Genomic DNA, 19,110 nt, shown 5'->3' on the forward strand with positions numbered 1-19,110 from the left:
GTCATTGAAAAATTAATGGAATCTTAGATTTATGGTGCTTTTCGACCAGACACTACTTACGGACAATGGAATAGGGATAAGCATGGGCTGATTGCCTATGAAAATGCCTTCGTAGAAAGGGTTAACGGAACAATAAAAAATGAATACTTATTGAAATGAGATATCCAAAACTTCTTCCAGCTCAAGGATGAGTTAAAGCGTGCAGTCAATCATTATAACAGGGAGCGGAAACACTTTGTTGCTTTTAATAATGAATTCTCACCTGAAGAGTTAGAGAAAAATTAATACATTTGAGTACCCAAGAAAAAATCGAAGGTGATTATTTATGCCGATGGTAATTCTAAAATCAAGGAGGCATCTATCCTCCCTGTTTTTACCAAAAAAAGAACCTCAGGCTCATAATTGACCGGTTGTAATATGAATAAATTAATTGTTAACCCAAAACAGTAAACCCTATTTAGGGAAGTACAAAGCTCTAATATCTAATTTATCAATGTTTTAAACATTTGAGATTCAGGATTTTGATTAGGATTTAGTGCTAGGTATTTAGGGTTTTGACAATAATTTAGGTTTAAACCATTAAATCCAATTTAAGTTATCCCTCTATGAAAAAGACAGGCGTATTATTGGTCAATCTCGGTTCTCCCGATTCCACACAGGTGAAAGATGTACGCAAATACCTGGATGAATTTCTGATGGACAAATACGTGATTGATGTGCCCTGGCTTTTACGCGCATTGATTGTAAAGGGATTTATTCTGCCATTTCGCCCAAAAAAATCTGCCGAAGCTTATAAATCCGTATGGACGGATGAAGGCTCTCCCCTGATCGTGATTTCAGAAAAACTAAAAGCCAAGCTGGGGGAAAAAGTGGAACAGCCCCTGGAATTGGCCATGCGCTATGGCAACCCTTCCATTAAAAGCGGAATTGAGAAACTATTACAGAAAATGCCGGATATGGAAGAAATCCTGTTGATTCCACTGTATCCGCATTATGCCATGGCCACTTTCAAGACCGTAGTGGAAAAAACAGAAGTTGAGCTACAAAAATTGGCTCCAAATATTAAGCTCAAAAGTATAGATCCTTTTTATGATGAAGAACAATACCTTGATACTTTGACTGAAAGCATTCGACCGTATCTAGATAAAGTGGATTATTTACTTTTTAGCTATCACGGAGTGCCTGAAAGGCATGTGCAAAAAACCGACCCTAGTGGGGCGCATTGCCTTAAAAGAAAAAATTGTTGTCAAATAAAGTGCCCTGTGAATGAATTGTGCTACCGCCACCATACCGTTGTAAGCACCGAAGAAGTTGCCAAAAGATTGAATTTGGGCAAAACGCAATTCGGTCAATCCTTTCAATCCCGCCTGGGCAAAGACCCCTGGCTGCAGCCCTATACCGATAAAACCATCGAAGCGCTTGCAAAAAAAGGAGTAAAACGCTTGGCCGTTGTCTGTCCTGCTTTTGTGGCCGATTGCCTGGAAACCATAGAGGAAATTGGCATGGAGGGCAAGGAAATTTTCCTGGAAAACGGTGGCGAACATTTCGTGCGCATCCCCTGCCTAAATGACAATGATGCCTGGGTGGATACTTTGGCGCAATACTGCAATAAATACACTCAAGCCTGACAAGCATTCTGTTTTTCAAATATCATCTCATCTTTTGTGAATATAAATATAGACGACTAATCACAAGCTGTTAATAAGTAGAAGTCCTATTCCTTAACAGTTTTTTTACTTTAGCTTCAATTTTACTAAAAATTGATAATCAGCTAATTGAGGCCATGCTGATTCTTGATGCAAGAATTTGAACAATTAAACCAATACCCTATGAATAAGCTTATCCCATCCGCTTTCAGCAAAATAGGTTTTCTATCATTCTTATTATTCCTGTTCTCTTTTTTACAAAGCCAAGCCCAGTGCTTGCCCGATTGGGAATATATACGCCCCATTACGGTTGACAATTCTACCAACCCTGATGCATTGACGGATTTTCAGGTACAATTTACCATTGCCACCGATGCATTGATCACAGCCAATAAAATGAATGCCGATGGATCGGATATTCGTTTTACGGATGTTGCTTGTAATAATCTGGATTACTGGATAGAGTCGGGTATCAATACAGCCAATACCGTAATCTGGGTAGAAGTAAACAATATCCCAGCCAATGGTTCTGCTACGGTGAATATGTTTTATGGAAATGATACCGCTGCTGCCGCAAGCAATGGAGAGGCTACTTTTCAGTTTTTCGATGATTTTGATGGAACTTCTTTGAATACTATAAAATGGGATTCACTGGCAGCTGCAGGTTCCTCTACAGTTATTTCTGGTGGAACGGCAACTATCACCACTAGTCCTGCCTCAGGTAGTTACTTAATAAGTAAAGCTACTGTCTCCACCCCTACTGTTACTGAAATGAATGTCGTCAGTATAAGTGGACGGGCACATATAGCTCAATTAAACCCAACTAATACGGAGGGACACCTTATATCAAACTTTGAATCACCCACAAGGATATCTCTAGGGTTTACTAGTGGAAGTGGTTGTGGAACAGGCTCGAATACATACGGTGGATCTTCTACTGTCATAATTCCCACCTCAAATCTATTGAGCGTCTGGAGTCTAGCATGGCCAAGCACATCTACTCAAATAATGACAAGTCCTGAGAATCTAACAGGTAACTCTAGTGCATACACTTTGCCATCTGATGTAAGACTAGGTTTAGGTATCGTTTGCGATGCAGCAAATTTAGAAACTGAATGGGCGCGTGCTCGTAAATACACTTCTCCTGAACCCAACCAAACAGTAGGAGCTGAAAGCGTGAATTACAGAATCACTTTGAGCTTACCTAAGCTGGAATATTGTCCTCAGGAAACATTTAACATCAACTATACTGCCACTGGAAATTTTCTGGCAGGCAATGAATTTATTGCAGAATTGTCTGATGCTTCTGGAAATTTTGGAAGCCCGGTGGAATTGGGAAGAATTGCATCTCAAACATCAGGTACCATTTCTGCTACAATTGGTGAAAACCAAGCTGATGGAACAGGGTATAGAATTAGAATCACAGCTACCAATCCTCCTTTCTCTGATGATGACAATGGCTCGGATATTACCATTCATCCAGTTGTAACTGCAAATTTTGACGCAAGTTTGGCATGCGCAGGTAGCCCAACTTCTTTTACCGATCTATCCACAATTGTAAGCGGAACGATTGATGCTTATGCGTACCAGTTTGGAAATGGGAGTATTTCTAATTTAAAGGATGTCAACTATGTTTACCCAGCTTCTGGAAATTACGATGTCACGCTTACCGTAACTTCCAACCAAGGCTGCGCAGACGATACCATTATCAGCATAGAAGTTTTTGACAAGCCCACTGCCGGTTTCACTTATAATGACAATTGTGTGGGAGCAAGTTCTGATTTTACCAATACTTCCACCGGGGCAACGGCTTACAACTGGAATTTTGGTGACGGGAATACTTCTACAGCTAATGACCCTTCTCATACTTATGCTCAACCGGGCACTTACGATGTTCAATTGATTGCTGAAAATGCAGATGGCTGTACCGATACATTGGTTCAAAGCATCAATATATACGCCAATCCCAATACAAATTTTACTTTCCAAAGCAATTGCGCAATGGATACGCTTACATTTGAAAACAATACTGCTTTCACTGGTTCTGGCACATTAACATGGGACTGGGATTTTGATGATGGCAATACTTCCAATGATGAAAATCCTTTTAATGTTTATGCAAATGATGGAAACTTCTCCGTTGAGCTGATCGCCACTTCCAATCAAGGCTGTGCAGATACCACCTCGAAATCAGTAAGTGTGTATCCCAATCCCGTGGCAAGTTTTGTTGCCGACAGTGTTTGCCTGGGAGAAAGCATTGCTTTTGACAATCAAAGTTCAATTTCAAGCGGAAGCCTTTCACATTCCTGGAGTTTTGGAGATGGAAATACCAGCACCAATGTACAGGCCAGCCACACTTACACAGGAACCGGAACCTATGAAGTAATCCTGAATGTAGAAAGCAACAATGGCTGTATGGATGCCGATACGCAAACGGTGGTGATTTACGAACAACCTGCTGCGGACTTTACAGCAACTACCGTTTGCGCAGGGGATTCTACCGAATTTATAAATACATCAACGGGTTCGGGTTTAACTTACACCTGGGATTTTGGAGATGGAAATACATCTACCGATGAAAACCCAAATCATTTATATGCAAGCTACGGCATGTATGATGTTACCTTGGCCATTGCCAATGGGGACAATTGTGTGGATACTTTGACCAAAACGGTTCAGGTCTATGCCGAGCCAATGGCTGCATTTTTAGCTGATAGTGTTTGCCTTGGTGAAACCATTGATTTTATCAATAACAGCTCTATTGCTGCGGGAAATTTAAACTACAATTGGGATTTTGGAGATGGAAGCCCTGCCAATACCAATGCACAACCCAGCCATACCTACGCTTCGGCTGATACTTTTGAAGTGATTTTAAATATCACTTCTGGAAATGGCTGTGCGGATGCAGATACGCAAACGGTTATTATCTATGAACAACCAGAAGCTCTGTTTACTGTCAACAATAATTGCGATGAAGACACTACTTTCTTTATGAATCAATCTACGGGCAGCGATTTAAATTATGCCTGGGATTTTGGGGATGGCAATACCGATACAGTAGCCAATCCAGCCTATGTTTACGATACTTCAGGTACTTACACAGTTACGCTCACAGTTGATAATGGTGAATGTTCTGATATGTATCAAACAACAGTCACCATTTACCCAAGACCCGTTGCAGGTTTCAACAGCCAGGATGTATGTCTGGATCAAGCCGTGCAATTTACCAATACCAGTACCCTGAGTAGCGGAGCATCAAACTATCAGTGGTTTTTCGGAGATTCTGCTACAAGTACAGATATCAATCCTACGCATTTGTATGATACTGCCGGGATTTACGAAGTGATTTTGGTGCAAACCAGCAATTTGGGCTGTGTGGATAGCTTTAGCAAAACGCATGTAGTCTATCCATTGCCCAATGCAGATTTCAGTCTGGGCAATTCCTGCTATGGAGATACAGTAGATTTTACCAATCTTTCAACCATCGATTTTGGCACAATGACTTACGAGTGGGATTTCAGTGATGGAACGACCGACACAGCTACCAATCCACAACATTTGTTCAACGCCCTGGGTATTTATGAAGTAACATTGGACGTAACTTCTGATTTTGGTTGTGAAGCACAGCAGGTTAAAAACATTACCGTGCATCCCGTACCTTCTGCCAATTTCACTTTTAGTAATGAATGTGAAGAAGATGCGGTGGCATTCACCAATTTATCCAATATATCTGCCGGTCAATTGAGCTACAACTGGGCATTCAGCGATAGTTTTAGTTCACAGGATAAAAACCCAATTCACGTTTTCAATGGCTATGGAGATTTTGGAGTGGAACTGGCCGTGATGAGCAATTTTGGATGTACCGACACCATAAGGGATACCGTAGAAATTTATCCTTTACCTGAAGTTGATTTCTCAGCCAATCCGGTTTGTATAGGAGAAACCACAGAATTTGAAAACAACACAAGCGTTCCTGACAGCGGATCAGTTGTTTCAAATTTCTGGAATTTTGGCGATCAGGAGGTGTCTTTTGCCAATGCTCCTTCACATACCTATGCTGCGCCAGGTGCTTATGATGTATTACTGGAAGCCACTACTGCAAAAGGCTGTATCGATTCGGTGATAAAAACTGTAGTCGTACATGACTTGCCCGATCCTACAATCAACCCGCTCGGCCCAACCAGCTTTTGTGATGGCGACAGCGTGGAATTAAGTGCCAGTCCCCTACCCGATTTTTACAATTGGTCAACGGCTGAAAACACCCAAAACATCATTGTAAAAGAAGATGGCAATTATCAATTGACCGTGGAAAGCAATTTTGGCTGCACCGATACAAGTTCTATTTATATCACCGTTTGGGAATTGCCCAATGTGGTAGCCTATAAAGACACCACCATTAGCAAGGGATACTCTGTTTATCTTTCAGCTACCGGAGCAGTGTTTTATGAATGGACACCTGAATTTGATCTGGAAAACCCCGATTCACCTGAAACAAGAGCTACACCACTAAGCTCTACAGAATTTGTAGTACTTGGTACTGATCTCAATGGCTGTGAAGACACCGATACTATCACCATCAATGTTTTGGAAGATTACAAAGTGGAAGCTACCAACGTAATTACCCCGAATGGAGATGGTGTGAATGATTTTTGGGAAATCATAAATGTAGAAACTTATCCGGATGTAGAGGTCAGTATTTACAATCGCTATGGCAATGAATTGTACACTTCACAACAATATCAGAATGATTGGGATGGCCGCTACAATGGCAACGACCTACCTGAAGGCACTTATTATTACACAATTCGATTTGATGGATCAGAAAAAATTTACAAAGGAGCAGTTTCCATTTTAAGATAAACTGAATGATTATGAAAAAGATTTTCGGATTATTACTAGTATCTGCATTTTTTGCAGGAGAAATTATGGCGCAGCAAGTGCCCTTGTATTCTCAATATTTCAATAACCCATTTATATACAATCCTGCCCAAACCGGATTTTCGGGTGACCCACAATTGTACTTTATGTACCGCAGGCAATGGACGGGATTTGAAGGTGCGCCAGAAACTCGTGCCGCTTCCTTTGATATGGCAACAAAAAATAAAAAGGCCGGATTTGGTGCTTATTTCTACAATGATATCAGCAATATATTTACGCGATATGCGGCTAGCTTGTCTTATGCCTATCATTTAAATTTTAGCGAAAACCATCGTTTATCTATGGGGCTGTCAGCAGGCTTTTTGGATACACATATTGATTACTCAAAAGTATTTGTAACCAATAATGATGATGCAGCGATCAACAACAACTTGCAACGCTCTACCTCATTTGATGCCAATGCCGGAATCAATTATTACCTAAAAGGCTGGAACCTCGGCTTTTCAGTGCCTCAAATTCTGGCTACAGAATTAAGACATATCGATACTGACGAAGAAGCCAATTATCGGCTTGATCGGCATTATATTTTGCAAACTTCCTACCGCATAGGTTTATTGGATGATAATTTATTTATTACTCCACAAATAATTGGAAGAACCAATGACTTTTCCAATTTCTCATTTGATGCAGGAGCACAATTTTCATACAAAGACATGGTATGGATTGGAGGTGCCTACCGCTATGACTATGGCGTAACTTTCAATGGTGGGTTTAGAGTCCACAATATGGTAAGTGTAGGCTACAGCTACGATATGGGCTTGAATGCATTGAGTGACTACAACAATGGTTCACATGAAATTATGCTTGGCATTCGCTTTGGAAGAAAACAAAAAAAATTAGATGACCTTACTGAAGATAATTTTGGCAGAATGAAAGATGTGGTTGACAAACAGGACAGCATAATCCAAAATCTACAGGCACAGATTGATTCTCTTGAAATGAAACTCAATGCAAAAGCTGATAGAGATTCTGAAGATTTTAGCGACATAGATGATGCAGAGAGTATTAAGGATTTACTGGAAAAAATCCAGGACATGCAGCAGCAAATTAACGATATGGAAGAAGGCAGCAGCCAGGATGATAAAACACGTGTTATTCAGAGGGATGATCTGGAACACATATCCGGTGCTCCTCTGGGTGATTATTACATGGTCTTAGGCTCATTTAAAGTTAGAGACAATGCCTATAATTTTATGAAGGATTTAGAGGAAAGAGGCTTTAATGTAGGTACGGTTTACAATAAAAAAAGAGCATGGCATTACGTATATATCTCACAGCCTGATGATTTGAAAACCGGCTACCGCGAATTGTACAAGTTCAGGGAAGAAAATCAGGAATTCAGTGATGCCTGGATTTATATTGTAAGATAAAAAATTGAAATCAATGACTTAAGAAAAGGCTGTTTCTGATTTGAGACAGCCTTTTCATATTAATACATAAATTTACACTTCGCATAAAAATCCATTACTTGAAAAAAACACTAAAAATCTTTCTGACCTTTATCGCAATGATATTGATCATTCACTTTGCGCTTAGCTCCTATTATAAACTCGACAAAGTACCTATTCAGGATCAATACAATTATACATACAGCGACTATATAGAAATAGACTCCTTTTCTGAAGCAGATGGATTCACAGCCTATTATCCAAAAGATTTCGAAGGCGACTCCATTCCGTTGATTGTATTTAATCACGGCTGGGGCTTACACAATCCGGTAGGATATGGCGCATGGATCCGACATTTGGTTTATCAGGGATATGCAGTGATTTTTCCGCGATATCAAAAAAGCCTCTTGACATCTGCCAAAACATTCACTCCTAATGCAGCCAAAGGAATTCGCGATGGGATTTATGCAATTAAAAAAACAGCAGGAATTCAACCCTATCAGAGTGAACTTCTAATGATCGGACATTCATATGGCGGTGTTATTTCCGTGAATTTAAGCATTGAATGGAAAAAATATAATATACCTAAACCCAGTGCTATTTTTGTACTGCAATCCGGACATGGATTTATTACAAGCGGCAGAATAAAAGACTATACCAAAATTCCGGAGGACACAAAAATGTTACTACTTATGAGTGAAAAAGATCATGTTACAGGTGGCAGTTTTAGCAAGGAAATATTTGAGTTAAATAAAGACCGCCTGAAAACAATTAATTTAGTGAAAATGTGGCAAGACAACCAGGGAAAAGAGGAAGTAAAAGCTGTTCACGAAGACCCTGTTGCAATGGATCCTGAATTTGACAAAGGCACCGGGTTTCTAATTGTATTTAGAGCAAAGATGATCCACCGACTGGATAAAGCCGATTTCAATGGATTCTGGAAGCTGGCAGACGGACTTGCTCGTTGCACTTATTACGGAATAGACTGCGATGTGGCTTTTGGAAACACAAAAAAGCAAAAAGACATGGGCACCTGGAAAGATGGAACAGCAGTAAAAAAATTAAAAGTAGAAACACCCGGTTAATATGAAAGTAGGGTTTATCATAATTGGTGCGATGAAATGTGCTACTACCAGCCTTGCTGAACTGCTTGAAATGCATCCGCAGGTTGGTTTTTCGCGCCCCAAAGAACCCTGCTTTTTCAGTAAAGCCAAACATGCGCCCAAAACCCTTGAAGAATACCACAACTGTTTTCAAAACAAAGAATCTGCGAAAATTTATGGGGAAGCTTCCACTTCCTATACTGCTGCCATAAAATCCAACCGGGACATTGCAGAAAAAATATTTGCCTATAACCCGGATATGAAACTGATTTACATGGTTAGAAATCCATTTGACAGAATCATATCCCAATACGTGCACAATGTTCAAAGAGGAAGGGAAAAGCGTAGTTTTGATAAAGCCATTCAAGAAGACCCACATTATATTTCACTAAGTGCCTACTACAAACAGATCAAAGACTATGTAGAACTGTTTGGTATGAAAAATATCCTGATCATTGATTTTGATGATTTTAAAAACAAAAATGAAATGGTATTAAAAGATGTAGCTGCATTTATAAATATAAATTATGAAAAATTATCAAAAATAAATCACCATACAAATAAATCATTAGGTGAACAAAAACTTCCTCCTGCTTTAGATAAATATTTCATAAAATACAGATCCATTATCCAGAAAATCCCAAAACAATACAGGGTAAAAATAAAAGATGTACTGGCAGAAATCAGGGGCACTAAAGTGAAGGAAAAACCAAAATTAAAAGAAGAAACCAAAAAATGGATATGGCAGCAATTGGAAAACGACTATAAAAATTTTGTGGAATTAACGGGGAAAGAAAGACCACATAGGTTACCCTAATTTCTTCATTTTTTCTCAAATAAAATTAAACTTGGATCATTTTTTAAGCAAAGAAAAAGATCCCGGAGGGATCATATGTTTATAAAAACTAAACTCACCCACTAACTGATCCCGGAGGGATCATACTTTTTTGTTTTATTAATTTGCAGAATTAATAACTGAATTCTTACTTTACCAACTGCATTCAACAAAAAACTACAAAATCATTATCAACAATCTTATCAATAATTTCCGCTATAAAAATCCAAATATCTGAATTATCTTCAATTGCTCACGAATTGACAGTAACAAAAAACGGGCAAACACAGTATAAACAGGCTGAATTCTTTATTTCGCCAGACAAACCATTAAGCTAATTGATTATGCAAATACTAAAATTCGGAGGTACTTCTGTAGGCAGTCCTGAAACAATCAAAAAAGTTAAAAATATAGTCGCCTCAAAAGCCGATAAAAACCCAATGATAGTGGTTGTCTCTGCCTTTGGCGGTATTACCAATCAATTGTTGCAATGCAGTCGAATGGCAGCCAATGCTGATGAATCCTATCACGAACTATTAAAAACCATCTCCGACCGGCACCTGAATTGCATACAGGAGTTACTGCCTGCTAAAAACCAAAGTGCCGTAATGGGAAAAACACGGCTGCAACTCAATGAACTGGAAGACATTTTGCGAGGATTATTCCTGATCCGGGAACTGTCTCCCAAAACCCTGGACAGAATCAGCTGTATGGGCGAAGTTCTGTCGGCTTTGATAATCGAGCAATTTCTGAGCAAAAGCGGAATGGACACTGCATTAACAGATCCCAGGCAATTTATATTCACCGACAGTTATTTCGGAAAAGCCAATGTAGATTTTCCAAAAACTGAAAAAGCCATTCAAAACTATTTCCGGAATAAATCAGCCAGTGTTTATGTTTGTCCGGGCTTTATGGCCAGTGATAGCAATGGAACGACCACCACATTAGGCCGTGGCGGCTCAGATTATACAGCCGCAATTTTAGCAGCCGCCCTGGACGCTCCAGCACTGGAAATCTGGACGGATGTCAGCGGTATGATGACTGCCAATCCTCAATTGGTACGACAGGCTTATTCCATTGAGCAAATCGATTATGAAGAGGCCATGGAGCTGACCCATTTTGGAGCCAAAGTCCTCTACCCTCCTTCTGTGCACCCGGTATATAAAAAGCGGATTCCCATATACATCAAAAACACTTTTGAGCCAGAAGCTGCCGGAACTAAAATTTATCATTTTGAAAATGGCAAATCCCAGATAATAAAAGGCATATCCTGCATTGAAAACATCGCATTGCTCAACCTTTCAGGAAGCAGTATGGTGGGTATTCCCTATTTCTCCCACCGCTTGTTCGAAGCGCTGGCACTTGCCAAAATAAGTGTCATTTTGATTACCCAGGCTTCCTCGGAACACAGTATTTGTGTTGCCATAGACCAGGCAGATGTGGAAAAAGCAAAATCAGCAATAGGGCAAAGTTTCCGAAAGGAATTTGAGGAAAAAATGCTGGACGAATTAAGCATAGAGGAAGACCTTGCCATTTTGGCTTTGGTCGGTTCCCAAATGAAAAACCATATTGGCATCAGCGGCAAAATGTTCAGCGTACTGGGACACAACGGAATCAATATCAAGGCCATTGCACAGGGATCTTCCGAGAAAAATATTTCTGCCGTAATAGAAAAACGACAAATCAAAAAGGCTTTGAACAGTCTTCACGAAAGCTTTTTCCTCTCAGATTTGAAGCGTTTAAACCTTTTTATTGTTGGCAGCGGCAATGTTGGCAAAGCTTTACTGGAGCAATTACAACAGCAAATGAACTATTTAAAAGAGAAAAGCCATATTGATCTCAGGATTATTGGGATGGCCAATTCTAGGAAAATGATCATACAGGAAGAAGGCTACGCAATTGAAACTGCACTTGAAGAACTGGAAAAAAGCCAGTCGAAAATGAAGCTGGATAAGTTCCTTGAACAAATGTATGCACTCAATATGCGCAACAGTATTTTTATTGACAATACCGCCAATGAGCATGTGGCCAATACTTATGCAAGTGTGCTTCAAAACAGCATTTCGGTAGTAACTCCCAATAAAATTGCCTGCACCGGTAAATTGGCAGACTATAAAAAACTGAAGCAACTGGCTTTGCGCTACAATTGTCAATTCCTGTTTGAAACCAATGTAGGCGCAGGATTGCCGGTTATCAATACCTTAAATGACCTGATCAAAAGCGGGGATGAAATCCACGGTATACAGGCAGTACTCTCCGGTAGTCTGAATTTCATTTTCAACAATTACGATGGCAAAGGCGCCTCTTTTGCCGAAATTGTGCAGCAAGCCAAAGCAGAAGGATATACTGAGCCCGACCCAAGAATTGACTTGAGCGGAGTGGATGTAAAAAGAAAAATATTAATCCTGTTGAGGGAAAGCGGTTTTGAAATGGAACTGAAAGACATTGACAGTATTCCTTTTATCCCTGAGGAATGTATGCAAGCCAAAGATGTGGAAAGCTTCCTGGAATCGCTGGTGAAATACGAAAAGCATTTTAAGGAGATGATTGAGCAGGCAGCCAATGAGGGCAAGAAATTAAAATATGTAGCTACCTTTCAAAATGGCAAGGCCAACACCGGACTTGAAAAAATCGCACCTGATAGTCCGCTTTACAATCTTGAGGGAAAAGACAATATTGTATTGTTCAGCACCAAAAGATATCCTGAGCAACCATTGGTAGTGAAAGGCGCAGGAGCCGGTGCTGCCGTTACTGCTTCAGGAATATTTGGAGATATTATGCGTATTGCAAATACTTTTTAATTAAGCCCAGATGCAAAAGATTAAAGTTTTCGCCCCTTCCACTATAGCCAATGTCGGTCCCGGCTACGATGTATTTGGCCTGGCACTGGAAAATATCGGGGAAGAACTGGAAATGCAATTGAACGACAGTGGGGAAATTATTATCCACCCTATTCCCGGATATCCTGAACTGCCTACAGACCCCGGTAAAAATATTGCCGGAATAGTAAGCAAAGCCATGTTGCAAAAACTCGGTTTGAACCACGGCCTGGAAATCTCCATTCAAAAAAACGTAAAACCCGGCAGTGGCTTGGGATCCAGCGGATGTTCCGCAGCAGCTACTGCGTTTGCCTTAAATCAATTATTAGACAAACCCTTTTCAGCTCAGGAACTGGTGGCCTTTGCCATGCTGGGCGAAGAAGCCACATCAGGTAAAGCACATGCTGATAATGTAGCAGCTTCACTTTTAGGTGGTTTTTGTATTATCAAAAGTTATGAACCATTACAAATCATCAATATTCCCTTTCCCGATGATCTGCAAATTGTTGTTGTTCATCCCCAGATAGAAGTAAAAACTGCCGACTCCAAAAAAATATTGAAAAAGGAAATCCCACTGCAAGATGTAATCACTCAGATTGGCAATGTCTCTGCCCTGATAAGCGGACTCATCACCAACAACAAGGAATGGATCAGGTCGGGCATGCAGGATTTAATAGCCGAACCCGCCCGCGCTTACCTGATCCCGGGATTTCATAAAGCAAAAGCTATCGCATTGAAAAACAATGCCCTGGGCTGTAGTATTTCAGGCTCGGGTCCTTCTATATTTGCCTTATGCACTGACAAAATACAAGCCGAAAAAATCGGGGTGGAATGGAAAAGGTTTTATGAAAGCCTTGATATTGATGTACTGATCTATCAATCGAAAATCAATCCAAAAGGTTGTGTTGAAATAAAATAAAACATGAACTACTACAGTACTAAGAATAAAAACCTGAAATCCACTTTTCGAAATGCTGTGATTCAGGGCTTACCGGAAGACAATGGCCTGTTTATGCCTGAAAAAATCCCGGTATTGCCCAGCGGATATTTTTCAGATATTCAGGAAAAAACCATTCAGCAGGTAGCCTTTGATGTATTGCAAGCCTTTGTGGGTGATGAAATCAGCAGTGATAAACTTCAGGAAATCATTGACAAAACCTATTCCTTTCCCTTTCCGCTGGTCAATATCAACGATAATATTTTTACGCTTGAGCTCTTTCACGGAGCAAGCTATGCCTTTAAAGATGTGGGCGCCACTTTCCTGGCTTTATGTCTGGATGAATTTTATAAGGATTCCAATGAGAAGTGCACAATTTTAGTCGCTACTTCCGGTGATACAGGAGGTGCCGTTGCCGCTGCATTTTCCAAAACAAAAAATGTAGAAGTGGTCATTTTATACCCTTCCGGTAAAGTGAGCGAATTGCAGGAAAAGCAGCTGACTACTTTTGAGAAAAATGTGACTGCTCTGGAAATAGAAGGCGATTTTGACGATTGCCAGGCTTTGGTAAAAGAGGCTTTTTTGGATAGTGAATTGCGTAAGCAAAAAAAAATCAGCTCTGCAAATTCGATCAATGTTGCGCGCTTATTGCCACAGGCAGTTTATTATTTTGCGCCCTTTATTCATTTTGGAGCCGAACGGGACATCAGTATTTCCGTGCCAAGTGGCAATTATGGCAATCTCACTGCCGGACTTATAGCCCAAAAAATGGGCTTGCCAGTAAAACAATTTATTGCCGCCTCCAACAGCAATGATGTAGTGCCAAGATTTTTAGCATCCGATAAATTTGAGCCACGCCCTACTATTGCCACTATTTCCAATGCAATGGATGTGGGAAAACCCAGCAATTTTCAGCGATTGACTGATTTGTGGGATACGGAAGAGCTGAAAGAAAAAATAAAGGCTTACTCCTATTCAGATACAGCCACTTTGAAATGTATGCAGAAGGTTTATCAGAAAAAGCACTATTTACTCGATCCACATGGTGCTGTGGGTTATCTGGCCTTGCAGGATTATTTATCAGACAAAAATGATATAGGCGTGGTTCTGGAAACTGCCCATCCCTGTAAATTCATGGATGTAGTGAAAAATATTACCAACGAAAACATCATTCCTGCTTCTGCTGAACCATTGCTGAAGAAAGAAAAGAAAAGCATTAAAATGAAAGTAGATTACAAGGAGTTCAAAGCTTTTTTGCTTTCATAAGAATATCAGAATAAATCAAATACCCCTGTGTACAGCGAGATATAACACGGGAAATTCCTTTATAAATAAGCACAGCTTAAAATTTATGCAGCACCACTCTTTTAGTCACTGATTCATTACCGGCAAACAACCTTATGAAATAAATACCATCTGCGTTTTCTGAAAGGTTGATGACCTCATTTAGATCAGAAATCCTCCCCATTTCCTGCCGGTAAACTGTCCTACCCAAAGCATCTGTAATTTGAACCCTTACAGACCTAATGTCCTTTAGTTCGGCCTTTATATATAGGTTTCCGGCAACAGGATTGGGGTAAAGCTGAAATGTCTCTTCCAGCCCGTTTTCAATAATACTTACATTTACCGGAACCGAAACGCTGTGTGTTGCTGTGCAACCGTTATCGTCCATAACGGTTAAGGTATAATATCCGGCTGTAAGGTCTGAAATATTCCGAGTTGCATCCCCATTTGACCAGTTGTAGCTGTATGGCTCTGATCCATTACTTACCGCCAGCACAATGGCTCCGTTATTGCCTCCACCGGAAGGAGTTATAGAAGTGGTTGCTACCTCAGGTTGCCCGCTGACCATTACCGTGGATGAATTGGTGCAGCCAATTCCATCTGTGACTGTCACAGTATAGCTGCCTGCTGCAAGATTATCGATTGTTTCAGAGTTTTGAGCAGGGGTCGTACTCCATTCATAAGTATAAGGCTGAGACGGGGTAGCTTCATAGCTGACAGTGATATTGTCAACAGCAGGTGGTGGTTGTGTTCCTACGCTACCGTCATTTCTCCAGGTAAAAACCAATCGCTTTGTCGTTCCTGCATTGGCATCAAGGCCGCTTATTGTTTCGGTATCCCATGTGGCTTGCATATTATAATCGCTCCCTATCAATCCACTGGAAAGCATTGATCCGGCAGCCGGATTAGTGGTGGTATCAACCAGATATACCCTCATGTAATCATAATTTGACTCACCATTGCCTTTCCAGTCAAACTCCACTTGAATGTCGCTGGCATCTGCCGGAAAAGTAAAGTCCTTATAAAAATGAACTATGGAGCCTGAAGTTATTGTATATGTGTTGGAAGAAGCATTATTGGATATATAAGCGGAGTTAGTGCCTCCATTGGATGTAGCCGAACCGACAAGCCATTGATTGCTCTGCGTACCATTGACAAAAGTCCAGGAATGGCTTCCTTCCCAATCTTCGGTAATAGCGATCGACTGAATCGTAGTACCTCCCGTTACATTCATCACCGAGGCACTGCCGTCATTTTCACCGTTACAGCTTGCATCGGTAGAAGATGTGCTGAATGAAATTTGAGGAGTTTCGGTGACGGTAACTGTTGTTGAATCTGAACAGCCTCCCGCATCGGTGAGCGTAACTTTGTAGGTTCCTGCCGAAAGGCCGGTAGCCGTTGGCGAATTTTGTGGCGGATTGGTATTCCAGGTGTAGGTATAACCGGGAGTACCACCTGTTGCAACAACTGTTGCACTGCCTGTATTATCCCCATGGCAACTGGCTTCAACTGTTGCACTTGAAAGCATACATGGTTCGTAGCATCCTGATGAAGTCAATAAGCTTGCACGCGGGTAAACCTGTAATACAGCCTGCATCCTGTCCTTCTGTCCTTGTGTAAACCTGTCTCGTGTGGAGCAATAGCTCATATAGTTATATCTGCTGTTGTCCCAATCTCCTGACGAGGTACATGGATTGCTGCTTCCACAATCGCTTCGCTTATGGGGAGGCGTATCACAAACTCCATCTCCATCTGAAGTACAATCATTATCAGTAGGGCAATAAGCATCGATTCCATCGTCTTGAAAAGTATGGTACAAAGATAACCCATGCCCAAGTTCGTGCGCAAGTGTAATATAAGAATAATTCATATAGTCAGAAACTATTACAGTTCCATTATAAGGATAGGTTGATGGAAAATAAGCAAAACCAGCTACGTTGCCACATATATCATGTACAACCCATATATTATAATAATCAGAAACCGGCCATTTGCTTAAGTCTTTTAAATCTTCCTCATCACCACCAGAACAACTACCTCTTTCCATTCCATTATTATAATAACCTGGTATAATTGCCCCATTAACCCTGTTGATTCCATCGGTACTGAGTCCATTGGGATCATTGGTGGCCAGGCAAAATTCTATTTCAGTATCCACCCCGGAGCCTATATTATTGTTTCCAAACCTGTCATTCAGTCCCTGAATAGCGTCATGTATTTGCGCATCTGAGATATTGCTGCCTACACCGATCGGCTCGCCTAAATGTATAACATGCACTACCACGGGAATGGTATAAGTATGGCCATTCCGCTGATTTGATGGAGGGTTTTGAATGGCATCGCGAAGCCGGGCTTTAAATAAATTGTATTGAGCCTGATAAGCAGAGTCCGTCTGCATCTTGAATTGGTGATGCTCGTCTGTACCACAAGTTAAGTTTTGGGCAAAACTGTTTTCCATTATGCCAGCAATTAGCAGCAAAGCTATAATAATATACATTTTTTTCATAAATAAGCGTTTTAATCAATACAGGGCTAAAATAGCAATTTTTTTTGACTGGCATTTTAAGCGCAGAATAATTTCTGGATAAGAAAGCAATATCCCCGGATTTCTGACCCGGGTTTTTATTTCATTACTCCAAACAATAAAATTCTTCCTTTACTTATTAACCTGAGCTCTTAAATAATTTCCGAACTCAGGTTATTATTTGTTTTTTTGGAGAGAAAAATAGCCGATGGAAATTTGTAGTAGGCCCTTTCATTACATAAGCTTAAGCAAAACAGAATTGATATGCAGCGACCACTTGTAGCTCCCAAAAAAGAAGCAGCAGATACAGAATTGAAAAAGTTAATTGTTTTTTATGAAGAAACACTTGGCTTCTGTCCAAACAGTATAAAAACCATGTATCACCGTCCACGCATAGCCCTGGCTTTTATAGAAATGAACAAGGCCGTGATGGAAAACAAAGGACGCGTGAGCAGTGCCTTAAAACGAATGATCGGTTATATCAGCAGCAATGCAGCCGGTTGTCGCTATTGTCAGGCGCATACCATCAGGGCTGCAGAGAGATACGGGGCTGAAGTGGAAAAACTCGACAATATCTGGGATTACAAAACCCATCCTGCTTTCAATGATGCAGAACGAGCAGCACTGGATTTGGCGCTAAGTGCTTCAAATATCCCAAACACTGTAGATAATGCCCTTGCTGAAAAGCTCAAAAAACACTGGGATGAAGGAGAAATTGTTGAGATTATGGGCGTCATTTCCCTCTTTGGTTTTCTGAACCGATGGAACGATTCCATGGGCACCGAAATGGAAGCCCCCGCAGTTAAATCGGGTGAAAAACACCTGAAAAAAAAAGGATGGAACACCGGTAAGCACCGATATTGAAATGCAAATTTTCAATGCTTAAGTGATTAAAATTCGTCCAAGATGTATAGGTACGCTATGTTAAAATTTGGAACTCTATTGGTGGTACATCGCTTTAAAAAGAGGATAATTGAATGCAAGAATTTTAATTATATTTGAAAGTATGAAAACCGTAAATCTAAATATTCCTGATGGCCTGGACCTGAATGAAAATGATGTTGCCATGATAGTGGCCTCAACGCTTTATGAAAAAGGCAAACTTTCACTGGGTCAGGCTGCAGAGCTTGCCGGCCTTTCTAAAAAAACATTTGCAGAGCTACTGGGAAAATATGATGTTTCCATTTTCAACTACCCTCCTTCTGATTTATCACGAGATGTGAAAAATGCATAAACACATCATTGCAGATACAAGTTGTTTTATCGTTCTCTCTAAAATTGAGGCTTTAAGCCTATTGGGACAGGTTTACAAAAAAATATTGGTTACTGAAGAAGTAGCAAATGAATTTGGTAAAAGTTTTCCAAATCAAGTAGAAATTAAAGCTGTTCAAGGTCAATCAAAACAACAAATACTCGAAATGCAAATAGATAAAGGAGAAGCGAGTGTAATAGCTTTAGCTCTGGAAACAACGGGTAGTACTGTGATTCTCGATGATTATAAAGCAAGAAAAATTGCTGAACATTTGGGTTTAAATATTACTGGAACCATTGGTGTACTTATTAAAGCAAAACAATTGGGTTTAATACCAAATTAATTGTGTAATGCCGCATATATTCCTTATCTTTCCATGATGGG

General features: G+C 40.3%; 12 protein-coding genes. 11 read left to right on the forward strand and 1 reads right to left on the reverse strand.

The window, feature by feature from the left end:
* Nucleotides 1–605: 605 nt before the first annotated feature.
* From hemH to thrC, 8 genes are all read left to right on the forward strand, one after another.
* Nucleotides 606–1,628: a ferrochelatase gene (gene hemH / locus WD048_08780; protein ID MEX0812298.1), complete on the forward strand. Its 1,023-nt coding sequence runs from the start codon at nucleotides 606–608 to the stop codon at nucleotides 1,626–1,628.
* Nucleotides 1,629–1,829: 201 nt separating this feature from the next.
* Nucleotides 1,830–6,506, forward strand: a complete 4,677-nt coding sequence (locus tag WD048_08785; GenBank protein ID MEX0812299.1) for a DUF2341 domain-containing protein — start codon at nucleotides 1,830–1,832, stop codon at nucleotides 6,504–6,506.
* An 11-nt stretch (nucleotides 6,507–6,517) separates the two neighbouring features.
* Complete coding sequence (locus WD048_08790; protein ID MEX0812300.1) at nucleotides 6,518–7,954, forward strand: PorP/SprF family type IX secretion system membrane protein; 1,437 nt, start codon at nucleotides 6,518–6,520, stop codon at nucleotides 7,952–7,954.
* A 98-nt stretch (nucleotides 7,955–8,052) separates the two neighbouring features.
* Nucleotides 8,053–9,057, forward strand: coding sequence for a hypothetical protein (locus WD048_08795; protein ID MEX0812301.1), 1,005 nt, complete (start codon nucleotides 8,053–8,055; stop codon nucleotides 9,055–9,057).
* A gap of 1 nt (nucleotide 9,058) precedes the next feature.
* Nucleotides 9,059–9,892, forward strand: a complete 834-nt coding sequence (locus WD048_08800; GenBank protein ID MEX0812302.1) for a sulfotransferase domain-containing protein — start codon at nucleotides 9,059–9,061, stop codon at nucleotides 9,890–9,892.
* 362 nt (nucleotides 9,893–10,254) lie between these two features.
* A complete protein-coding gene (gene thrA / locus WD048_08805) occupies nucleotides 10,255–12,711 on the forward strand; it encodes a bifunctional aspartate kinase/homoserine dehydrogenase I (GenBank protein MEX0812303.1) in 2,457 nt (818 codons plus the stop codon).
* 10 nt (nucleotides 12,712–12,721) lie between these two features.
* Entirely contained in the window at nucleotides 12,722–13,648 is a 927-nt protein-coding gene (locus WD048_08810) for a homoserine kinase (protein ID MEX0812304.1), read from the forward strand.
* A gap of 3 nt (nucleotides 13,649–13,651) precedes the next feature.
* Nucleotides 13,652–14,932 (forward strand): threonine synthase, encoded by a 1,281-nt coding sequence (thrC, locus tag WD048_08815; GenBank protein ID MEX0812305.1) that lies wholly within the window; start codon nucleotides 13,652–13,654, stop codon nucleotides 14,930–14,932.
* Between the two features lie 76 nt (nucleotides 14,933–15,008).
* On the opposite strand, the gene WD048_08820 is transcribed toward thrC, so the two are convergent.
* Nucleotides 15,009–17,456: a T9SS type A sorting domain-containing protein gene (locus WD048_08820; GenBank protein MEX0812306.1), complete on the reverse strand. Its 2,448-nt coding sequence runs from the start codon at nucleotides 17,454–17,456 to the stop codon at nucleotides 15,009–15,011.
* 282 nt (nucleotides 17,457–17,738) lie between these two features.
* On the opposite strand from WD048_08820, the gene WD048_08825 reads away from it, so the two are divergent.
* From WD048_08825 to WD048_08835, 3 genes are all read left to right on the forward strand, one after another.
* The gene (locus WD048_08825) at nucleotides 17,739–18,338 is read left to right on the forward strand and encodes a carboxymuconolactone decarboxylase family protein (GenBank protein ID MEX0812307.1); all 600 of its coding nucleotides are present in this window, start codon (nucleotides 17,739–17,741) and stop codon (nucleotides 18,336–18,338) included.
* Between the two features lie 142 nt (nucleotides 18,339–18,480).
* Nucleotides 18,481–18,708: a UPF0175 family protein gene (locus WD048_08830; GenBank protein ID MEX0812308.1), complete on the forward strand. Its 228-nt coding sequence runs from the start codon at nucleotides 18,481–18,483 to the stop codon at nucleotides 18,706–18,708.
* A complete protein-coding gene (locus WD048_08835; protein ID MEX0812309.1) occupies nucleotides 18,701–19,069 on the forward strand; it encodes a hypothetical protein in 369 nt (122 codons plus the stop codon). Before WD048_08830 ends, WD048_08835 begins: the two co-directional genes overlap by 8 nt.
* The last annotated feature ends 41 nt before the right edge of the window (nucleotides 19,070–19,110 follow it).

This window comes from Chitinophagales bacterium (assembly GCA_040877935.1).
In the GTDB taxonomy this organism is placed as follows: Bacteria; Bacteroidota; Bacteroidia; order Chitinophagales; family CAIOSU01; genus JBBDNB01.